20 protein-coding genes and 1 riboswitch are annotated in these 19,465 nt (G+C 46.5%); of the genes, 1 reads left to right on the top strand and 19 read right to left on the bottom strand.

What is annotated here, in order from left to right:
• Nucleotides 1-10: 10 nt before the first annotated feature.
• The 10 genes from MHB64_RS25530 to MHB64_RS25575 all read right to left on the bottom strand — a co-directional run bounded on the left by MHB64_RS25530 (nucleotide 11) and on the right by MHB64_RS25575 (nucleotide 9,599).
• Nucleotides 11-586, bottom strand: a complete 576-nt coding sequence (locus tag MHB64_RS25530; RefSeq protein WP_076285980.1) for a class I SAM-dependent methyltransferase — start codon at nucleotides 584-586, stop codon at nucleotides 11-13.
• 7 nt (nucleotides 587-593) lie between these two features.
• Nucleotides 594-1,310 carry a glycosyltransferase gene (locus MHB64_RS25535; protein WP_341135656.1) on the bottom strand — a complete coding sequence of 239 codons (717 nt, stop codon included), beginning with the start codon at nucleotides 1,308-1,310 and terminating at the stop codon, nucleotides 594-596.
• Nucleotides 1,307-2,290 (bottom strand): NAD-dependent epimerase/dehydratase family protein, encoded by a 984-nt coding sequence (locus tag MHB64_RS25540; RefSeq protein WP_341135657.1) that lies wholly within the window; start codon nucleotides 2,288-2,290, stop codon nucleotides 1,307-1,309. The genes MHB64_RS25535 and MHB64_RS25540 overlap by 4 nt, the downstream gene beginning before the upstream one ends.
• Nucleotides 2,287-3,126, bottom strand: a complete 840-nt coding sequence (locus MHB64_RS25545) for a dTDP-4-dehydrorhamnose reductase family protein (RefSeq protein ID WP_094872669.1) — start codon at nucleotides 3,124-3,126, stop codon at nucleotides 2,287-2,289. The genes MHB64_RS25540 and MHB64_RS25545 overlap by 4 nt, the downstream gene beginning before the upstream one ends.
• A complete protein-coding gene (locus MHB64_RS25550) occupies nucleotides 3,123-4,109 on the bottom strand; it encodes a polysaccharide biosynthesis protein (protein WP_042191479.1) in 987 nt (328 codons plus the stop codon). The genes MHB64_RS25545 and MHB64_RS25550 overlap by 4 nt, the downstream gene beginning before the upstream one ends.
• A complete protein-coding gene (gene wecB, locus MHB64_RS25555; protein WP_094872670.1) occupies nucleotides 4,099-5,193 on the bottom strand; it encodes a non-hydrolyzing UDP-N-acetylglucosamine 2-epimerase in 1,095 nt (364 codons plus the stop codon). Before wecB ends, MHB64_RS25550 begins: the two co-directional genes overlap by 11 nt.
• Before the next feature lie 101 nt (nucleotides 5,194-5,294).
• Nucleotides 5,295-5,480 carry a hypothetical protein gene (locus MHB64_RS25560; RefSeq protein ID WP_341135658.1) on the bottom strand — a complete coding sequence of 62 codons (186 nt, stop codon included), beginning with the start codon at nucleotides 5,478-5,480 and terminating at the stop codon, nucleotides 5,295-5,297.
• Between the two features lie 229 nt (nucleotides 5,481-5,709).
• Nucleotides 5,710-7,173, bottom strand: a complete 1,464-nt coding sequence (locus MHB64_RS25565; RefSeq protein ID WP_341135659.1) for a glycosyltransferase family 4 protein — start codon at nucleotides 7,171-7,173, stop codon at nucleotides 5,710-5,712.
• Between the two features lie 242 nt (nucleotides 7,174-7,415).
• Nucleotides 7,416-8,531, bottom strand: a complete 1,116-nt coding sequence (locus MHB64_RS25570) for a CgeB family protein (RefSeq protein ID WP_094874808.1) — start codon at nucleotides 8,529-8,531, stop codon at nucleotides 7,416-7,418.
• Between the two features lie 51 nt (nucleotides 8,532-8,582).
• Nucleotides 8,583-9,599: a CgeB family protein gene (locus tag MHB64_RS25575; protein ID WP_094874807.1), complete on the bottom strand. Its 1,017-nt coding sequence runs from the start codon at nucleotides 9,597-9,599 to the stop codon at nucleotides 8,583-8,585.
• A gap of 514 nt (nucleotides 9,600-10,113) precedes the next feature.
• On the opposite strand from MHB64_RS25575, the gene MHB64_RS25580 reads away from it, so the two are divergent.
• Nucleotides 10,114-10,869, top strand: coding sequence for an AAA family ATPase (locus MHB64_RS25580; RefSeq protein WP_341135660.1), 756 nt, complete (start codon nucleotides 10,114-10,116; stop codon nucleotides 10,867-10,869).
• A 51-nt stretch (nucleotides 10,870-10,920) separates the two neighbouring features.
• On the opposite strand, the gene wsfD is transcribed toward MHB64_RS25580, so the two are convergent.
• The 9 genes from wsfD to MHB64_RS25625 form a co-directional block, all read right to left on the bottom strand.
• Nucleotides 10,921-12,336 (bottom strand): glycan biosynthesis hexose transferase WsfD, encoded by a 1,416-nt coding sequence (gene wsfD, locus MHB64_RS25585; protein ID WP_094871708.1) that lies wholly within the window; start codon nucleotides 12,334-12,336, stop codon nucleotides 10,921-10,923.
• Between the two features lie 8 nt (nucleotides 12,337-12,344).
• Nucleotides 12,345-14,237, bottom strand: coding sequence for an LTA synthase family protein (locus MHB64_RS25590; protein WP_341135661.1), 1,893 nt, complete (start codon nucleotides 14,235-14,237; stop codon nucleotides 12,345-12,347).
• Nucleotides 14,238-14,437: 200 nt separating this feature from the next.
• Nucleotides 14,438-15,775, bottom strand: a complete 1,338-nt coding sequence (locus tag MHB64_RS25595) for a 5'-deoxyadenosine deaminase (RefSeq protein ID WP_341135662.1) — start codon at nucleotides 15,773-15,775, stop codon at nucleotides 14,438-14,440.
• Nucleotides 15,776-15,842: 67 nt separating this feature from the next.
• Nucleotides 15,843-15,941, bottom strand: a riboswitch (purine riboswitch).
• Between the two features lie 123 nt (nucleotides 15,942-16,064).
• Nucleotides 16,065-16,583, bottom strand: coding sequence for a hypothetical protein (locus MHB64_RS25600; protein ID WP_094876888.1), 519 nt, complete (start codon nucleotides 16,581-16,583; stop codon nucleotides 16,065-16,067).
• A gap of 584 nt (nucleotides 16,584-17,167) precedes the next feature.
• Nucleotides 17,168-17,686 (bottom strand): GNAT family N-acetyltransferase, encoded by a 519-nt coding sequence (locus MHB64_RS25605; RefSeq protein WP_341135663.1) that lies wholly within the window; start codon nucleotides 17,684-17,686, stop codon nucleotides 17,168-17,170.
• A gap of 206 nt (nucleotides 17,687-17,892) precedes the next feature.
• Nucleotides 17,893-18,309, bottom strand: coding sequence for a hypothetical protein (locus tag MHB64_RS25610; protein ID WP_341135664.1), 417 nt, complete (start codon nucleotides 18,307-18,309; stop codon nucleotides 17,893-17,895).
• Nucleotides 18,310-18,313: 4 nt separating this feature from the next.
• On the bottom strand, nucleotides 18,314-18,616 hold the full coding sequence (locus MHB64_RS25615) for a hypothetical protein (protein WP_042130853.1): 303 nt from the start codon (nucleotides 18,614-18,616) through the stop codon (nucleotides 18,314-18,316).
• Complete coding sequence (locus MHB64_RS25620; RefSeq protein ID WP_042191502.1) at nucleotides 18,613-18,957, bottom strand: hypothetical protein; 345 nt, start codon at nucleotides 18,955-18,957, stop codon at nucleotides 18,613-18,615. The genes MHB64_RS25615 and MHB64_RS25620 overlap by 4 nt, the downstream gene beginning before the upstream one ends.
• A gap of 24 nt (nucleotides 18,958-18,981) precedes the next feature.
• Entirely contained in the window at nucleotides 18,982-19,269 is a 288-nt protein-coding gene (locus MHB64_RS25625) for a hypothetical protein (RefSeq protein ID WP_042191504.1), read from the bottom strand.
• Nucleotides 19,270-19,465 lie beyond the last annotated feature (196 nt).

The following is a 19,465-nucleotide window of genomic DNA, read 5'->3' on the forward strand; positions in this document are numbered from 1 at the left end:
AGCTCGCTCTTTATACTGTTTTACAAGCTAATAAAGCATCTACCGGAGCATGGCCTTCACCATACGCCTCACGAAACGATGGATTTTGAGCATGATGAAAGCCTTTAAGTACAGTTACAGCATACCCCAGCTCCATAAAGTCCTCCGGCTCCCATCCGCTCCGATGCTTTTGATAATGTTCTCCTTGCAAGTGATAATGGTCCGTTCCCTCCTGCGGAAAAAAACCCCGAGGTGTAAACACGACTACACGATTATAGGCGATTCTCTCGGCCATCCCGAGTAATCTCTGTCCTTCCTTCCTTTCAAAATGTTCTATGGAATCGATAAAAGTGACTGCCGAGAACGTCTTAGGAAGAAATAATTTATCCATATGACTAGCATCCCCATGCACTGGAATGATGTGAGGTGATTTATATTCACGATGCAGCAGGTAAGGTCTGTGAATTTCTAGTCCCAGGACAACTGCGGCTTCATACCGTTCAAGCAGGGTACCGGTGCCGCTGCCGATATCCAGTATACTCTCACAGAATTTCAACTGCTCCAATAAGATTGGTAGAAAGTCATTCACTTCAATTTCCCGGTACATAACCTTCTTACCCCCCCATAGAAGAGATCAAGTGTTGGAGCGGACCCTTGTAGCGAGCGTTGGTTGCAGCTGCTTCTGCCATAATGACATCATAATACTTAAGCGTCCCCATCCCTTCATGATTACGGTAAGCGGTGAGTGACTGATTCAGCATCACAGGTGCATACCCGTTCAGAATCGCGCGATACCATAAATCATAGTCATGTGTATAGGGAAGTGATTCATTAAAAAACCCAATTGCTCCAAACACCTCTCGTTTGAACATGACCGTGCAGCCATTAATAGGGTTCCCCTGTAAAAAACAACGTAAATAATCGAGATGACTAGGAAACAATAGCGATGCGTTCATCTGAAGTAGTTGAGATTGAGCATTAATAAAATTGAAGTTGGTATAGGAGATGAACAGGTTGTTCTGCTCCATGAACAGCACCTGATTATTGATTTTATCTCGATAGAATAAGTCATCTGAGCTGAGCCAGGCCACATAGTCTCCGGTTGCATGCAAAATGCCGTGATTCAGTGCGGAGGCAGTCCCTCCGTTACTTTTTCCCAAATAATGAATTCGCGGAAAATACGGTCTAATCAGATCTGCATGAACTGTCGAGCCGTCATCGACGACGATGATCTCGTAAGGCTCCCAAGACTGTGAAAGCACACTTTGCAAGGCATGTTCTATATAAGGGCAGTTATAAAAAGGAATCACTACCGATACTTTCGGTCTCATAACATCCGTCCTTCCCAGTTCACGCGGCAATAGTCCAGAATATCTGTTAAGGACTGACTAAACTCAATTCCCGGCTTCCAGCCCAGTGAAGATACATTTTCTTCAGGTGTTGCAAAGGCATCTGAAGTTAATAGTTTATCCCCTGCCACTCCGTTAACCGGAATAGAGAGCGCAGCTTGCGCTGGTCCCCAGTCCATCGGAATTGAAGCACTGGAGCGGCTTATCAGCTGCTCCGCAATATCCCCAAGTTGCCGCTGTGTCCCTGAGTCAATTTGATATATGGTTCCATTAGTACCTTCGCGCAATATAAAATCATAAGCTCTTACAGCATCGCGTACATCCAAAAAATCACGTAATGCATAACGAGATGAAAGTTTAAAGGGAGGTATTCCTTCGCCTGCATGTACTTCACTACGAACAATATGCTGTGCCAATAAAGAGCAGAAACCAGTAGAAGGACCGGGACCGATTAGGTTACAGGGCTCAGCCAGCAGAACAGGCTGTTTAAACAGCGTCCCCCAAGCCAGAGACACCAGCTCTTCTATTGTTTTGCTAAGGCTATATGGGTGTGGGGGTCCTGCCACCACACCCGGTTTGAATTTAAGCCGTGAGCCTGCTACAAGAATTCGACTGGCAGGTAGACTTCGCATGGCTTCGAGCAAATACAACGTAGCCATCACATTCGTCTCCATAAAGAGCAAAGGGTTACGCCAAGACTCGGGCACCGAGTTGTTTCCTGCCAAATGAAGAACAGCCTCCGGCGTAGTTTCCTTGATCATCTCAGCTACGGCCTTCCGATTGCTTAAATCACAGTAATAAACCTTCACTCCTTCTGGAAACAAGGCGGAAGCCAGGGCACCCGCTGTCGATGGCGGACGCACCACAGCGGTAACCTCAGCACCTCCTGCCAAGAACAAATGAACGGCATGTCGACCGGTGAATCCGGCAGCCCCCGTAATCAGTAGTTTTTGACCTTTCATGGGGACATCTCTGACTGTTTCATCCAGTCAGCCAGCTCTTGCAGCATCAATGGGTACGAAGGCAACGGCAAATTAACATCCGTTCTTGTATTCACTAATGTTCGATCTTGAACATGTTCATCCTCAGGGATGATTTCCACATCCTCTTTATGAAAAGCAGCCTGAATATGCTGAAGCAGCTCATACTTACTCACCGGCTTCGGATGCGCTAAATGGATCAGCCCCGATACCGTGGAGTCCAGCAGCTTATCCATTGTCTTAGCTAATTGGAGTGTAGTGACTCCGTTCCACATCACCCTGCGGTATCCTGACACTTGACCACGCTGTGCCAGAAACCAATCCATCAAACCAATGCCGTCCGGGCGGATTTCCGGACCAATAATCGAAGTGCGGATCGTAAGATGTCCAGGTTGCCGCACCTCACCAAGACTTTTCGAAATCGCATAAGCAGAAGTTCCATCAGGAACATCCTCTTCTGTGTACCCCCCGCGTGTTCCTTCAAACACGCAGTCGGTACTGATATGAATAAGTCTTGCATGCACAACTTCCGCCATCCGCCACAAGTGATGAGGAAGAAAGCCATTCACGTGGTAAGCGCCAATTTTGTCACGTTCTGCGAATTGATTGAGTACCCCCATCGCATTAATGATGCAATGAGGGGAGACGATATGGACCAGCTTCTCTACTCCGGCTATATCGTTCGCATCTACATACAGCCCGCCAAGATCGCTCTTATCCCGGGTTGTATGGAAGACGTGATGCTTGCCCTGGCGGCGGAAATAATCCGCCAGCATATGCCCCGCCATACCGTTTCCACCAAGGATAAGCAGCTTCATTGCAGGAACCCTCCTCGAATCAAGATGCTTTTGATCTCTTCCTGATCCATTAGATTCGTCTCGGAGCTGAAGCTATTAAAAGAGACATGAGGATAAGCGCTATAATGTGCCTTTAACTCTGGCATGTTCAGTGTAGGGAGGATCACTAGATACTGTTCATCGTAGACAACGGTTGTTAAGCTTTCGAAATCGCTCATTAGAATCTCGTGTATTTTCTCCCCCGGACGAATTCCGGTCTCAATAATACTTACATTCGGCTCTCCTGAGGCCTCGATTAATACCTCAGCCAGGTCGATAATCCGGCAGGTAGGCATCGTCATGACAAAGATTTCTCCACCTAAGCTAACCTCAGAAGCTTTAAATAACAACGTAATCGCATCGCGCAGGGTAAAAAAGAAGCGGGTCATTTTCATATCGGTAATACGTACCTGTCCCTTGTCCTTGATCTGCTTCATGAACAAATGTACTACGCTGCCGTTCGTTCCGAGCACATTCCCTCCACGTACGGTTACAAAGCGGGTGTTTGAGCCAATTAGATTGGCATAGACGAACAATTTTTCCCCAATCGCTTTGGTCATTCCATAGAAGTTCGACGGGTTTGCAGCCTTATCCGTAGAAATGTAGATGGCTTTCTCAACACCATTCACAATGGCTGCTTCGATCACATTCTGAGTGCCTACAACATTGGTTTTGAGCGCTTCATAGGGCTGATCTTCACAGACCGGAACATGTTTGAGCGCCGCCAAATGGAAGATATAATCAACGCCGCGGCAGGCGGCGATCAGCGCATCCTTGTCACGGATATCGCCAATGATAAAGCTGAGACGTTGATCCTCGAACTCCCGGCTCATCGCCACCTGAGCGGACTCACTGCGGGAGAATACGATGATTTCCTTAGGATTTTGCGGCAGAAGTTGCCTAATCAGCTCATGCCCCCAGGAACCGGTGCCGCCTGTGACCACAATCCGTTTATTATTGAACATGCAGGTTCCCTCCAAGCAAAAATTTAACTACCTTTACCGAAACATCCGGAGTCAAGTACCCTTCCGGAGCTTCCCAATCCCGACGAAGTGCCGTCATCAGCTTGACGCTACGTAGAATACTTTTCTGGTCTACACCTGATACCACATTACTTCCGCAATCCACCGTTTCTGGACGCTCCGTTGTTCTGCGAATCGTAACGGTTGGTACTTTCATCAAGCAGCATTCCTCCTGTACAGTCCCACTATCGGTAATGGCACATAAGGCATGCTGTTCCAAATAAACAAAATCAAAAAATCCGAAGGGCTCATGAAATTCAACGAGAGGATTCATTGGAAGAGAAAATTGCTCGGTTAGTTTGGAGCGAGTGCGAGGATGAATGCTGCATATTAAACGAATTCCAAAATGCTCAGCCACTGCGTTAAGACCTGACATAATTTGTACAAGGGACTCTGGATCATCTACATTCTCTGCACGATGTGCTGTGACTAGGAAATACTGCCCTGAGGTAAGATTCAGCTGCTCCAGAATGCTGCTGGCCTGGATTTTTGCTCCAAAATGAGTCATGACCTCATGAATCGGATTTCCTGTTAACACAATACGTCTGCTTGGGAAGCCTTCGCTGATTAGATGTCTTTTGCTCTGCTGTGTATATGGCATATTAATGGTCGAAACGGCATCTATGACACGGCGGTTTTTCTCTTCGGGCACTTTTAGGTCATAGCAGCGGTTGCCTGCCTCCATATGCACCACCGGAATACCCATTCGTTCCGCCAAAATCGCGCATAACGCGCTATTCGTATCCCCCAGAAGCAAGACACGGTCTGGCTGTTCTTTCTGTAAAATGCTCTCTAGCCCTCCGAACATGGCGGCAAGCTGGCCGCCGAGTCCTGCTTGCTTATCCTGCAGCACATAATCCGGTGCCCGCAGTCCCAGCTCTGCAAAGAAAATGCCGCTGAGACTGGCGGTGAAGTTCTGGCCGGTATGCACCAGGATGTGCCGCTCAGCATGTTCGTCGAGAAGCGGAATGATAACACTGAGGCGGATGATTTCAGGCCTCGTGCCTAAAATCGTCATGATCTTCATGAGTTCACTCCCCTGCCTGTTTGATGATGGTCTGACTTGACTCAGTCGGGTGGACTGAGCGGTTAAAGGGATGGGGCAATTAACGGGCTGGATTCGCAGCATTATGGGTCATTTTTGCCTTCCTTTTCGCTCATCTGGCTGGATTCGCGGCATTCGAGGGCATTTTTGCCTTCCTTTTCGCCCATCTGGCCGAATTCTCGGCATTCGAGGGCATTTTTGCCTTCCTTTTCGCTCATCTGGCCGAATTCGCGGCATTCGAGGGCATTTTTGCTTCTCTTTTCGCCCATCTGGCCGAATTCGCGGCATTCGAGGGCATTTTTGCCTCTCTTTCGCTCATCTGGCCGAATTCGGGCATTCGAGGGTATAAATGCCCCGCTTTTCGCTCATCTGGCCGAATTCGGGCATTCGAGGGTATAAATGCCCCGCTTTTCGCTCATCTGGCCGAATTCGCGGCAATCGATGGCTTAAATGCCCCGCTTTTCGCTCCGCCAGCCACCTCCGCGGCAATCGAGGCATTTACGCTGCGCGCCGCCGCCCACCCCGGCGGGCCCGGCGGCGCTTGCCCCCGGCGGTGCTCCGCCGCCGGGCAGAACCCTTACGCCGCTTGCGAGCAACGCGGCGCAAAACCAACGGGCGCCCGCTTCGGCGGCGCGCCCGGGCTTTGCCGCGTCGCTTGCGGGCGACGCGGCTCGGCAGGGCCTTGCTTCGCGGCAAAGCCGGCGACGCAGCGGGCAATTCAGGCAGGACAGCGGGTGGTTCCACCACGCTGTCGGCCTCGCGCACCGGTGGTGCGCTGCAGTAGCGGAGGCTCCACATCTCCGCAAGACCCTGCAGGCGGCTCCGATAAGCCGCCGGACCATAAACGGCGTCGACGCGCTCCCGCGCTTGGGCACCTATGGTTATCGCCAGTCCCGGCTGCGCCAGCATGACGTTGACTCTTTCGGCCAGCGCGGAAATGTCCGACGCGGGCACGAGATTATCGCCGCAGCCTGCTGCGTGCAGGATTTCCCGCAAGCCTCCGGAATCGTAAGCAACCACGGGCTTTCCAAACGCCATTCCTTCCAAAGCGGTCATTCCGAAGCCTTCGCGGATCAAGCTGGGAACAACCAGCACATCCATAGCGCAATAAGCAGATGGAAGGCATTCGGCATAACCAACAAATTTAAATCGGGTATACAGACCCTCAAGTTTTACCTTACGGACACAGCGATCATAGTAGCTTTTGTCACCAGCTGAACCTATGACAACAAATTTCGCACTAGGATGGACCGCGTACACAAGCACAGCCATTTTCACAAAATGTTCCAATCCTTTTTCCTTATTAATAAAGGAAGAAATATAACCGACCAGCTGCTCCTGCGGTTTAATCTTTAGCTCTCGCCGTCGTTCGCCCCGAAGCTTGCTCCAAGCCTCAATCATCATCTCTTTGTCATTCCAAGAAGGGGGAAGCTGAATTACTTTCTCCGCTCTCACTTCCTCTGGAAAGCAAGCTGCTGCCGTCTGTGAAATAGCCAGAATCTCATCACTATTCCGATGAATCAGCCCTACACTAATGGGTGTATATTCATTGTCTGTTATCGTCTCTGATATTTTCCATACCACCGGAATGCCCAGTGACTTGGCAGCCATTGCTGGCAAAGCATGGACACAGGTACTTGTAATAATAAACGCCGGGCGCAGAGAGGTCAGCCAGTCTGTTAACTCGTGATACTCCCTGCTTTCCTGGAATTTACGAGCATCTGCCTCGAGCCCTGCATAAGGAGTGTACATTCCATATAAAAGTGGAATCGAGAGCAACTGTACACTTATCCCGAAGCTTCTAGCCTGAGCAGTCAGCTTGCCGTCCTGTGGTGCAACGAGAATACAATTAAAGTACGGAGAAAGCTCCTGAGCGAAGAACAACAACAGCTTCTCCGCTCCGGTAATACTGCGTGTATTAGATACATGTGAAAAGAGGACGATTGTAGCTTTATCAGCCATGGCGTTTCGGCGCTCCCTAACGAGGGCCTGGAGCAGCCATTCACCTCCCTAAAAGTTTTACGAAGCGTTGCTCACGTTTCTTACTTCGCAGTAAAACTCACTTCGAAAGCATCAGCTTCTTTTCATCAGGTTACAGGCATACGCTGAGGTCCGGTTCTACAGTATATCGAGGAAAAACAGATGCCGGCACGACACCTGTCCCCTGCTAAGCGCACATTTCTATATCCAGTTTAGGCCTAAGTCTAGCCGTAGATTACTGTTAGCATCTGGTGAATACGTTTTGCGTAAGTGTGATCCTTGAGCGTCCGTTCAAAAGCCCGCAGCGCGATTGCCCGGCGTTCCTCCTCATGGGTTAAGTAATAACGGATCTTATCCATCATTTCCTGAGGGCTCGCAAAGGTCTCAATTTCTTCACCAGGCTTGTAGAAAGATCCCATATCATCTCTGGCATCTACTAATTGCAACGTGCCCGTTGCTGCAATTTCAAAAGTACGCGGATTAGGAGAAACAGCAGGAATCGAAAGCGTATTGTTATTAACTACTTCATCAATGTGTGAGCGGTGGAGGTTAATGACGATTTTAGAGCCGCTGTAAGCTACTGACGTCTCTTGCGGGGACATCCATTTACCAATTTCAATACGGTCACCGTAGAGCGGAGCCTCAGGCAGACGATCCCACCAGATTCCGTTAATCACCGTGTTATAGTTCATCAAATCAGGAAGAATCTCACGGAAGAAGTTTACCCGGTTCCAATAGGCGGAGCCAATAAAGCTAACTTCCCGATTCACTGGCGAACGTGTTGTAGTAGGACGGTAATGCTCCAGGTGAGCAGCAAAGGGGAGATAATGGACCTCTGGGCAACCAAGTCCCCGATAGAAATCAATACAATTACGTTCAAGGGTGAATACAAAATCGTAGTGTGCCACAATCTTGATCGTAAAGTCAGTATAATAAGGATCATCTGTAAGCCAAATAGCGGTCCGGATGCCACTTGCACGAATAGCATCAATTTGTTCAAGAGGTAAATCCATACCGTCTAGCACCAATACCAGATCCGGTCTTTGCGCTGCAGCCAGCTCTACTAGATTTTGACGCACATCCGTAATTGTGACTTGAGCTGTTAATTTTTGTAATGCGCAAAGAACCGCATCATCTAAAGGAGAGTAAGGGTAGCCTTTGCCAGAAGCGACATACATGACATGAATATTCCGTACAGGAAATACTTCTTCTGGCCGACCATTCAGGATCGCAAGGCGCCCCCGTAAATAGCCTTCATCATAACCACCCTTGAAACCACTCAGACGACCACGCAGCTTTTCTTCCTCCGGAGGTGTCAGAGGTAATGGGGGTGTAGGCATAATAAATTCATTATTGTTCATAATCCTCGCTCCTTTATCCCTTTATAGATTTCATACACGTGAAGCAATCACATTCAGCAAATGAGGCAAACGAGCAGTGAATGTATGGTTTCGCATGGTAGTCTGTAATCCCCGTAAAGCATAGATTCGCCGCTCTTTTTCATGCTTCAGATAGTACTCAATCTTCTGCTGCAGTTCCTTAGCGGAGCCAAAAGTATCCAGATCATAACCAGGCCGATAATAATTGCCCAAATCCTCACGAACATCCGTAAGCTGCATAGTACCGCAGGCGCTGATCTCATAGGTGCGCGGATTAATAGAACGAGAAGGAAGGCGGTAGCTATTCCGGTTATCCTGACCCTCTTCCCACGGGCGGTGAATATTAATGACTATTTTTGCACCACTGTAGTAATTCGCTGTCTCCTCAGGCGGGATAAAGCCATTGCTGATAAAAGGTGTAAGTTGATCATAGGTTGCGAGGCGTTCCCAGAATCCCCCAGCGATAAGCACTTTCTTCCCCTTAAGATAAGGTGCCAGTTCGTCGAACAGCTCTGTCCGATTACGAAATGCATTACCAATAAATACAATGTCATACTGGTATTGCGGGCCGGTACGCCGTGGGTAGAACATCTTTGGATTGACACATAGTGGCAAATAATGAACCGATGACACCCCAAGGGATTGATAGAACTCTACACAACCCAGCTCATGTGTAAATACGTGATCATAATGCCTGCAAATGACTGAAGTGTCCTCTGTAAAATAAGGATCATCCACAAACCAAATGGCGGCTTTGATGCCTAGCTTTCTTATCTCCGAAATCTGTTCTAAATGATTTTCCGGGAATACATGAAGCCCATTCATCACTAGCACTGCCCCAGGCATTTCCCGTGCCGCGGTTTCCAGCATCGTTTCAGGAGTACTTATTACAAGCTCACTTACAAGCTGCTGCAGCGCCTCCGTTACGCCAGTGTCGATCGCCTGAAATCCCTGAGGAACATACATTAACTTAAATGGTCGGCAGGCTTCGACCCCTGGAGTATTCAGACGCTGCACAGCCTCACACATGCCAAGACGATATCCTTCGTGATAACCGTCGCGATATTCTCGCGGATGCTTGTGTTTTTTTCTCTTTCTCGCTTTCACGGCCTTCACCCTGCCCCGTCGTATTCTCAAGACAGTATAACTATATGCGGAGTCAGCACCCGCCTCATGGACATCTGTCTTTACTAGAACTAAATTGGCAGATGTCCCCTGTCTTTTGCCCGGCTTGCCCGAACCTTAGATGATTTCATCCACTCACAGGATGCTGGTATACTATAAGAGGCTGTTTAAAAAGTCCGCTTTTGATCACAAAGTATCCCAAGAAGATTACTCGACATCGAATATTGAATTCAGGCGAAACTTCCGGTGCTCACGTAGCTTCCACTACGCTCCACTCCTCAGTTTCTATCTTCTTTCAATCTTCTCGGTGCTGAAGACCGTACTTTTTGAACACGTACTACAAAGGTCTAGCTTGAGACTTACATCTCGTCAGATCTGAGCGGAAATGATTATCTATGGCATTCACAAGGGGGAGACTATGAATAACACCACGTTGTACTTGCGCCATGCAGAACTGCTTCGTGATCAGGTTCCATCATTCCAAACCTATCCATTTCATCTGCCGGCCGTAAGAACACTGGATCGGCTTATTTTTCAAAAGCCAGTAACCTTTCTTGTCGGGGAGAATGGCACAGGGAAATCTACCTTGCTAGAGGGAATTGCTGCTGCGTGGGGCTTTAACCCTGAAGGCGGAACACTTAACTTCTCTTTTAACACTCGTTCCTCGCATTCGAGTCTCTATGAGTATTTTAGAATTGCTAGAGGGGTTAGACGTCCAAAGGATGGTTTTTTTCTACGCGCGGAGAGCTATTATAATGTGGCTTCCTACAATGATGAATTAGATGAACAGCCTAGTTTTGGTCCACCAATCAAGAACTCCTATGGAGGCAAGTCTCTGCATGAGCAGTCTCACGGAGAGTCTTTTTTCGCAGCGTTCGTTCATCGTTTTGGAGGGCGTGGTCTTTATATCCTCGATGAACCTGAAGCGGCTCTGTCTCCTCTGCGGCAAATGTCTCTGCTGGTGCGTATGCATGAGCTAGTCGGGCAGGATTCACAGTTTATTATCGCGACCCATTCTCCCATTCTGATGTCCTATCCGGGAGCTGAGATTTTTCTCCTAGAAGGTGAGGGCATTCGGTCCGTCGCCTTAGAAGAAACAGAGCACTACACCGTGACCAAAGCATTTATGAATGACCGGCAGGGCATGTTACGCGAGCTATTGGAGGATGAATAAAAACAGCAAGTCTCCATAATCGGAAACTTGCTGTTTGAGTTGTTCCTTCTATTAACGTCTTACCATTCCCACTACCTTGTGTACAATCCATCCGAACATGACTACAACCATCATATCGAAGCACACATTAAACAAGAATAAATGCTTACCGATGTCCGCCCTTCCGTCCCCAAGAATCGGAACCAAGAAAGAGAAAATCCCTATCAGTCCCAATAACATCAGCAGTTCACCAGCAACTCTTCCCCGAACATCCCGGCTACGGAAATATTGGAACAACGCCCCGGCAAAATACACCAGATAGAATATAGTGAGAAATCCGAGCGTATGCGGAATATGCTTGTTCTTGAATTCGCTCCACCCGCTATAAGCGTACGATAATGCACCTGCTGCCTTATTTTCACTCTTCTCATAGTTCCCTAGGTAATAAGGACGAATCGCCATACTGTTACTCGCAGCATATTCCATATTATCTATTAACCGTCCTGGATGTTTTAAGTAGAAGAACAATACATCCTTATGGGATACCCGGTCGTAGAAATCCGGTACCAGCGAAGGATCATCCTGTTTGATTACTGTATCGGTCTGAAAATAATTCGTGCCCGCAAGAACCTCCAACCGCTCCGGCAATCCGAGATCCTGCAAATCTCCCTTCACATCCGGTGATTCATTTAATATCCCAAAAAACACGGTCTGATACAGGTTAATATGCTTCAGCTCTTTCGGCGCCGTCACGTACATAACGATGGATACCAGAAATATGGCAATCGAAAAGCGTAAGGCGAGCTTTCTCCATTTTCGCTCACTATCAAGTGTCATAAACCGCAGGAAGATCAGCGCAAAGGCAATTCCAATCGGCGCATTCTGAATTTTGGAGGTGACCAAAAAGAGAATCGCAATAAAAAATAAGGTTAACCCCTTAGTCGTAGGCTTTTCTTGGCTTGTTAATCTTAACCCCAGCGCAAAGGTCAACAGCATAAACACCATCGACACCGGTTCTCCGAATAAGGAGTTAAAGTATGCCAAATACCCAATATCAAAAAATACAAATAATATAGCTGCACCTAGCAGCAGGCCAGTAACATAAGAGCCGCGAGCATTGTACTTCACCAGCAGCCAGGTCGCCACCAGTAAAAGAAGACCGTAGACTGCACCAAGCAATCTAACATCAAAAAAGCTGCCATGGATGAGCCCGCCGATCAACCTCGGTACAAGCACAATCAAAATCTGTGAAGAAGGATAGAAGCCCCTAAACAAATTCTCATACGCAAAACGAGAATGGCTAAAATTAAAAAACTGGTCGGTATACGATGCTGCAGTATCATAGTAGTTCAGACCGATGGTATTCATCATACGCAGGAAATCTCCATTATCAGCAACCCCAATAAAAGGTCCTACGAATAGCAGATAAATAATGACACCGCAGCCGGCAAGGCTTACGAGATACTCCGGTTTCCAGAACTTTTTCATGATTCCCCCTATCTCTGTGGTAACAGCTTCACATATTCGTCGGACAAATTCATTAGCTTTAATACATACTCATAATCGCTCTGATATTTCGAGAAGTCCGTTACCGGCTTGAGCGTATCCAGCGACACAGCTTCACCATCTGCAAATCCTTTTCCAGGGACATAGAGAATGTCATCATTAAAGAAGGAACCGGAAGGCAAATAATACCTCATCCCTAACACATTACGATCAATGTTGAGCAGGTCATGACCAAAGGCTGTATAACCTTCTTGTTGTAGTGAAACGCCCATTAAATTAGCTATCGTAGGAAGGATATCCAGTTGTCCTCCCGTACGCTCTACTACCTTCCCTTGCTCCATTCCCGGTACACGCACAATGAGTGGAATATTAAAGCGGCTGATCCGGGAATCGTATGGAATACCAAGTGCACTTTCCACTTGCTCTGGTGGAACATCCTGAGGCTGTAGGCCAAAGTGGTCGCCATACATGACCAGAACCGTGTTATCCCACATTCCATTTTCCTTCAAACCTTCTATTAAAGTACCTATGGCATAATCAGTATAGTTAATAGCCGTCAAATAGTCACCTAACATCGTGTCTTTCATGTCATCAGGTACAGTGATTTTCTTAAAAGAATCTGGAACTTTGAACGGATGATGACTGGATGCGGTCACCATCTGTGCGTAGAAAGGGGTTCCTTTCTTCTTCAGCTCTGCCAATTTCTCGACACCCGTCATATACAGCTGTTCATCGGAAGCACCAAACGCATTAAAATGATCATTCGTAAAATAATCCTTGTCATAATAGCCGTTAAACCCAAGCGCCGGGTATAACTCATTCCGATTCCAAAAGCCTACTTTATTCACATGAAAGGTGTACGCCTCATACCCTTTATCCCTTAGCAGTCGCGGTAAGCTTGGCAGTTCTCTGTCCCCGAATCCGGTAGACATGGCCAAAGTACCCATCGGATAAATAGACGTATTGCTCATGAATTCAGCGTCAGACGTATTCCCTGGTCCAATCTGCTGATAGACATGCGGGAAATAAAAGCCCTCATCCGCTAGCTTATTCATGACTGGCGTCAGTTCCTGACCATCCAGGGATTGATGCAGCGGGAAATTCTGAAAAGCTTCCAATTGCAGCACAATTACATTTTTACCCTTTTGTGAGCCAAAATAATCAGGAGTCGTACCCGCTGGCTTGTCACTATATGGATAGGAAGATTGCAGCGCGTCAACCTTCGCAATCGTATCCTTAATATCACCCGTTCCAATGAGATTGTTATCTTCATTAATCTTAATCGCTGCAACGACTTCATAATTTAGAAATCCGGCAGTTTCTGCCTGCACAAGCTCATTTGTAATCCCCCGTGCAGAGTGGACAGAATATGCCGATAAAGAAAAACCTCCAATAATGGATACCAGAATCACCACCACATGCACGAATCCTGTCTTCCGGGAACTAAAGCGTTCACGCGGGTAGGTCTTTCCTTGTTTCCATCTGCGAATCAAACCATAGATAGCGAAGAGGACAAAATCCGCGAAGAATAAGTAATCAATACTCTTTATGGTAGATTCTACGCTTGCCTTCACTTGAAATACCTGATTGATTTCAGATAAGGCCAGATAGGTTGGAACAGAACCAAAGTGATTAAAATATACAGCGGCTGCGAACAGCAACAGCGATAAAAAGCCGTTAAATATCCAATAGAGGGTTGTTCTCACCCTAGAAGGCGTAATCACCGTTAAAATCCCCATAATCAAAAGGACTGGCGCTACATCCGCTGCAATCCATTCCCAAGCAATTCTATCAAAGAACAACACTCTCAGAAGCAACAGCTTTAACCATAACAATATAACAACGATAAAAAAATGGGCACGATCCGGCCCTTGCTTTTTCACTTATAATCCCCTCTTACATGTTCATTTGTTCGAAATATCAAATCTATTCTAGTAATTTGTAAAATATCAGGTTGTTCTAGTATAACAATACTTACTTTTTTTATCAAAATGGTAGAATTATCTTCCACTCAAAAAAAAAGAGATGCCCCGCTGCCCTTTCGGCATTGGAATATCCCTGTTAACTATGAGTTGATCAATCTTCAGACGATTGAAGTAGACTTAAGCAATCTTTTAATAGAACGGTTCGCTTCATTTAACACAACTTCCTTATCTACAGTCTTCAGCAGACCTCTTTCCATCACGATCTCCCCGTCGATAATCGTAGTTTCCACATCAGCCCGGGCAGCAGAATATACAATTCTAGAGATGGGATCTACGTCGTAGGAGGGGAAGGTATGGAAATTGAAGAGATTCAGAAGCACTAGGTCTGCTTTTTTACCCACCTCGATACTGCCGATCTTATCCTCCATCCCTACCGCTTTTGCCCCACCTATAGTTGCCATACGAAATACACTGCGGGCATCCATTGTCGTAGGTCCATGTTGAGGCTTCTGAATAATTGCCGCGAGCCGCATTTCATTAAACATATCCAGATTATTATTGCACGGTGCACCGTCAGCACCCAGACTTAGTGACACCTGCTCATGGAGCATCCCCGGTGTATCAGCAATTCCGGAGGCTAGTTTCAGATTTGAGCCAGGGCAATGACTTACATGAACTCCACGATCCCGCAATATGCGCCGCTCCTCGGCATCCAGCCATACACAGTGCGCCAGTATTAAGCGCTCATTAGCTAATCCTAGATGATCCAGGTAGACGATGTTACGCATCCCAGTCATCGCCTGCACAATCTCAATCTCCCCTAAATTCTCAGAAGCATGGGTGTGCACCTTCACATCATACCTTGCGGAGAGATCTCGTACCTCGGTTAACAAGGGTTCGGTGCAGGATATTACAAAACGCGGAGAGAACGCATATTGAATCCGTCCATGGCCATAGCCATTCCATTTTTCAAGCAAATCCACACTTTCCTGTAAAGAAGAAGCGGTATCCTCCTGCAGTGCTTCAGGCACATCTCCTCCTTTTTGATCCATCATTACCTTACCGGACAAAGCACGTATTCCACTTTTAGCAATGGCCTGAAAAGCATAGTCCGTATGGTGAACAGTCTCCATATCAACAATCGTAGTGGTTCCGCTGGAAATCAGTTCTCCTATACCGAGCATCGCCGAATAATAAAGGGATTCCTCATCATGCGCTGCCTCTAACGGCCAAATCCGTTTACGCAGCCAGTCCATAAGCTCCAGATCATCTCCCTTCCCACGGAATAACGTCTGGCATAAATGAATATGCGTCTGAACAAAACCGGGAATTAACGTACGGTTCGTGGCATCGATGACCTTTTCGTCTCCCTGCGGGATCAGACCAATGCCGATTTCTACGATGATATCATCCTTAATTCGAACATCCCCGACAATAATTTCCTCCTGTCTGTTCATTGTAATGATCTCAGCATTTTTGATCAGAATGTTCCCCATTGTCCTTATCCCCCTCATTGTTCATTCGTTTGCCGTTTCACGGTGTAACACAAAAAGGCCACAAAAATATGCCGTAGCATATTTTCGTAGCCAGAAATTTACGGTTTCCGGTAGAGACCCTTAAACCAATTATTAAGGATATACGAAAAAAAGGACTATTCATTTGTACGTTGAATAATCCAATAGTAATTGAAAGACAACTCTAATGTCAATATATATAACATAAATACAAATTTATTTTTGTGAAATGATCATACTTCACCTTAATACGTCACTTTTCATAACACAATTATTCTTCTCCAAAGAGTCCACCCTCAAATAGCTCCCCATTAAACAAATCAGCTTGAGGTTCAACCTCCAGTCCATCTTCGGTATCCAATTGTATATTTAACTCTCCGGCTGCCTTTTGTCCAACCCATTTAATAGCACTACTACCTTTAGGAATATTTAGAATAACTTCTTCATCCTTTTCCCCACTCCAAATAGTGGTTAATTGCTGATCTGCTGTAGTCTGAATTAACTTAAATTTTCCGCGTTTGTTATTACCCTGTATTTTTATTTTCAATGAAATATCTTCTTGGGAATTCATTCGCCAGACCGTATACACCCCAGAAAATCCACTGTATTGAATAATAGCGTGTTCCTCGTTGATTTCCCCCTTTTTATTTGAAAATGTAAAACTGTCCCCAACCTCCAATAATCTGTTCTCATTATTAAACACATTCTCTTGTTTACTCGCAAAACCTCCACAACCGCCCAACCATAAAATCGCACATGCAATAACCATTAACTTAACCGAACGGTTCAATTACAAATCACTCCTTTTAAAATCCAAGGGTTCCAGCTGTTTAACAAACTATGGCGATATAATCTCATATTAAATAAATTTATATCTTGGGAGACATAGCTAATTTTCCCACGAAGTGCTTCGACGTCTATTTCTAATATATTTATTTCATTACAACTAATATGATCTCTCAAGTCTGTAAAAACCCAATAATAATTTAACTAACGTACTTTTTCCGTCAAGGATTTGCGGGAATGCAACATCGTCTAACATTTCACCTTGCATATCAAAATACTCGTATATTCGATCAAATACAACCTTACAATTAATTACATATTAATCCAGTTAGAAATATCATATATTGCTTATTTTTCAAATTAAAACACAAAAAAACCTCTATTTCAGAGGCCTCTTACATGTCACTCACGCAATCTTTATTCTGGAAAGTAATGATCTCTTACATATTCAGCACGAAATTAATAACAGTTCATAGATAATTTGATTTTCCTAGTTATCCATTAGATTGCATTCCTGCTAACACTTCAGTGGCAGGATCAGTAGAGTGATCTCGTATCCTTACACCACTTTTATATCAATTCACCATCTCAAACCCTCAGCACCTTCTCGAATACTGGAAAGTTCGCCGTACGGTTCGGAAAACCCACTTCACCTCTATGGTCATAACCAAGGCGAGGATAGATTTCCAATGCTCTAGTATTCTTCGCATAAGTATCCAGCCGAATACTTGTGTAACCATTACGCGCTGCGTAATCCTCCGCAAAAGCAATTAGTCTAGTTGCAATCCCTTTTCCCTGAATATGTGGATGAACTGCTAAACGATGCATAATCAGATGTGGCCCTTGATTTTGCTTCCACTCGATCTTCTTATATTCCTCAGAAGCATTCTCATCCAGTACAAGAATACCCGCGATAGTTTGATCTTCTTCACATACATATAAGGTACCCTGTGCGATATCCAGTTCGATAATCTCTTTATTCGGATAGCTCTCATCCCACTGGTCGCTTCCAGCGGCCTGCATAACTTGTACACATTTTGAGATCAATTCCATGATCTCTTCGATCTCATCCTGTCTAGCTTTTCTAATTCCATTTCCTACTTGCATCCTGCTATCCCCTCTTTCTTATCGACATCTGAAAACCTCTGAATAGATTCTCGTTTTAGAAGTCTATCATATTCGGAGACAAATTCCGATAGTAGGATGATTCCAGAGAGGATGCAATCCCTCTAAGCTGAGGGACACGAAAGATCAGAATAACGCGTCATAGATTAGATCTCCGGGTCCCTTCCTCTTAACTTACCTGCCGCTGCTCAGTTAAACTCCAGCTTATGCCCGTCCTCGAAGCCCTTGGCGAAACCGGCATCGAACCCCACGTTGTATGCTTCGGTGTAGCCCTGCTGAAAGGCGTCTGCCGGCGGCGTTTCCGGCGAAACGCCAAGATCCGTGGGGAGCGGAATGACCTGTGGAGCAGGTGGAGCCTCGATAACCGGCACTACATGAACTGGTGCTTGTATAACCCTCACCTTTCGAACAAGCTTGCGGCGAAGTCTTCTTTTCTTTCGTACCAAAAGACCCTTCTTCGTCTTTCCATAACGAACGATTTTCCGAGAAAGTCCTCTGCGGGGTTTGCGGGCTAGACCTCTACGCATTTTCGTTTTCCGCGAGAGCAGTAGTGTGCGTCTGCGGGTTCTGCCTGAACGTAATGTTCTAAGGCTCTTTTTCTTCATGCCTCTATTCCTCCTGTGCTCCATGATCTCTGGAGGTTCCTACGGCGTATGCCTTGCTCAGCCATGGCGCAGCAGGAATTCCCCGTTTCGGTTGATGCAGTGAAATCCCGGACATCATCCGGCACATCGCGCTCTGATACCCACTTAAGATTCTGATATTGTCGCTCAATTTGCGGGCCGTCAGCTCAGATTGCCCCGTCAATTCGGCGATGCTCTCCAAGATGGCCGCCAAAGCAGCCTGACTGCGCGAAATGGAGCGGATCATCTCCAGCTTGACGGCATGTTCAGAGAGACGGTCCCCGCTCATTTGCTGTCTTCTCCAAAACTGAACCCATCACCTGACATGTCTCCAAAACCTTCCCCGCCACCATCATCTTCCCCACTGCCCAGCACTGCTTTTAAATTGCTGTAGAGTCCATTCTCCAATTTAGTCAGCCCTTCGACCATCTCCACGATAACTTCGTGAATGGAGAGAGATTCCTTTAGCTGCTCTTCATGAGATTCGAAAGCTCTAGCGTGGATATGATGTTGTGCCCACTGTTTTACCTTTTCAGCTTCAACCGCCTTAGCTTCCAGAATCATTGCAATGTTCCACTGGATAGTGGCGGTCGACTCCAGCATTTGCAGATAAGCCTTTTCTCTGCTCATCATCCGCCTCCTGCTCCTATAGCGTTACTCTTCTTCTTGGCCGTTCAATTCCTTAATTACTCTGCCTACCCCTTCAGCCATCGCTTCTTCCAGATCTGCAAGTGCGTTCAAGTAAGCAATAATATTCTTGTTTACTTGAGTTGAGCTTTCGATCATCCCGCTGATACCGTCAAAACCGGGATCTGCATCTGGCAGATCGTGGACAATTTGCGACATACGGACAGCCACGTGGCGCTCAGCATCTAGTATCCGCGCCATCTGTTCGTGTGTATGGGCCATGTGCTGCAGGACTTTGGTTATTTTATTCTGCACCTTCATGTCTCCTTTGCTCAAACGCCCTGCTACAGCATATGCGGCAGAAGCCGGGACGGTGCCGAGGATATAAAGGCAAGTTAGGGCTCTATACAAGCGGATTGGCGGACACAGGATACTTTAGAAGATTGAAACAGGCCGTCTATATGGAAAATAAAAGACCAACAGCCCGGTCCATTGGAACGGGCTGTTGGTC

The sequence above is a fragment of the Paenibacillus sp. FSL K6-2859 genome (genome assembly GCF_038008265.1).
In the GTDB taxonomy this organism is placed as follows: domain Bacteria; phylum Bacillota; class Bacilli; order Paenibacillales; family Paenibacillaceae; genus Paenibacillus_AQ; species Paenibacillus_AQ nitricinens.

Coding starts and splice junctions, on each gene's coding strand:
- MHB64_RS25530 (WP_076285980.1), bottom strand. CDS start 586: ATGTACCGGGAAATTGAAGTGAATGACTTTCTACCAATCTTATTGGAG.
- MHB64_RS25535 (WP_341135656.1), bottom strand. CDS start 1,310: ATGAGACCGAAAGTATCGGTAGTGATTCCTTTTTATAACTGCCCTTAT.
- MHB64_RS25540 (WP_341135657.1), bottom strand. CDS start 2,290: ATGAAAGGTCAAAAACTACTGATTACGGGGGCTGCCGGATTCACCGGT.
- MHB64_RS25545 (WP_094872669.1), bottom strand. CDS start 3,126: ATGAAGCTGCTTATCCTTGGTGGAAACGGTATGGCGGGGCATATGCTG.
- MHB64_RS25550 (WP_042191479.1), bottom strand. CDS start 4,109: ATGTTCAATAATAAACGGATTGTGGTCACAGGCGGCACCGGTTCCTGG.
- wecB (WP_094872670.1), bottom strand. CDS start 5,193: ATGAAGATCATGACGATTTTAGGCACGAGGCCTGAAATCATCCGCCTC.
- MHB64_RS25560 (WP_341135658.1), bottom strand. CDS start 5,480: ATGGGCGAAAAGAGAAGCAAAAATGCCCTCGAATGCCGCGAATTCGGC.
- MHB64_RS25565 (WP_341135659.1), bottom strand. CDS start 7,173: ATGGCTGATAAAGCTACAATCGTCCTCTTTTCACATGTATCTAATACA.
- MHB64_RS25570 (WP_094874808.1), bottom strand. CDS start 8,531: ATGCCTACACCCCCATTACCTCTGACACCTCCGGAGGAAGAAAAGCTG.
- MHB64_RS25575 (WP_094874807.1), bottom strand. CDS start 9,599: ATGTGTGAGGCTGTGCAGCGTCTGAATACTCCAGGGGTCGAAGCCTGC.
- MHB64_RS25580 (WP_341135660.1), top strand. CDS start 10,114: ATGAATAACACCACGTTGTACTTGCGCCATGCAGAACTGCTTCGTGAT.
- wsfD (WP_094871708.1), bottom strand. CDS start 12,336: ATGAAAAAGTTCTGGAAACCGGAGTATCTCGTAAGCCTTGCCGGCTGC.
- MHB64_RS25595 (WP_341135662.1), bottom strand. CDS start 15,775: ATGGGGAACATTCTGATCAAAAATGCTGAGATCATTACAATGAACAGA.
- MHB64_RS25605 (WP_341135663.1), bottom strand. CDS start 17,686: ATGCAAGTAGGAAATGGAATTAGAAAAGCTAGACAGGATGAGATCGAA.
- MHB64_RS25610 (WP_341135664.1), bottom strand. CDS start 18,309: ATGAAGAAAAAGAGCCTTAGAACATTACGTTCAGGCAGAACCCGCAGA.
- MHB64_RS25615 (WP_042130853.1), bottom strand. CDS start 18,616: ATGAGCGGGGACCGTCTCTCTGAACATGCCGTCAAGCTGGAGATGATC.
- MHB64_RS25620 (WP_042191502.1), bottom strand. CDS start 18,957: ATGAGCAGAGAAAAGGCTTATCTGCAAATGCTGGAGTCGACCGCCACT.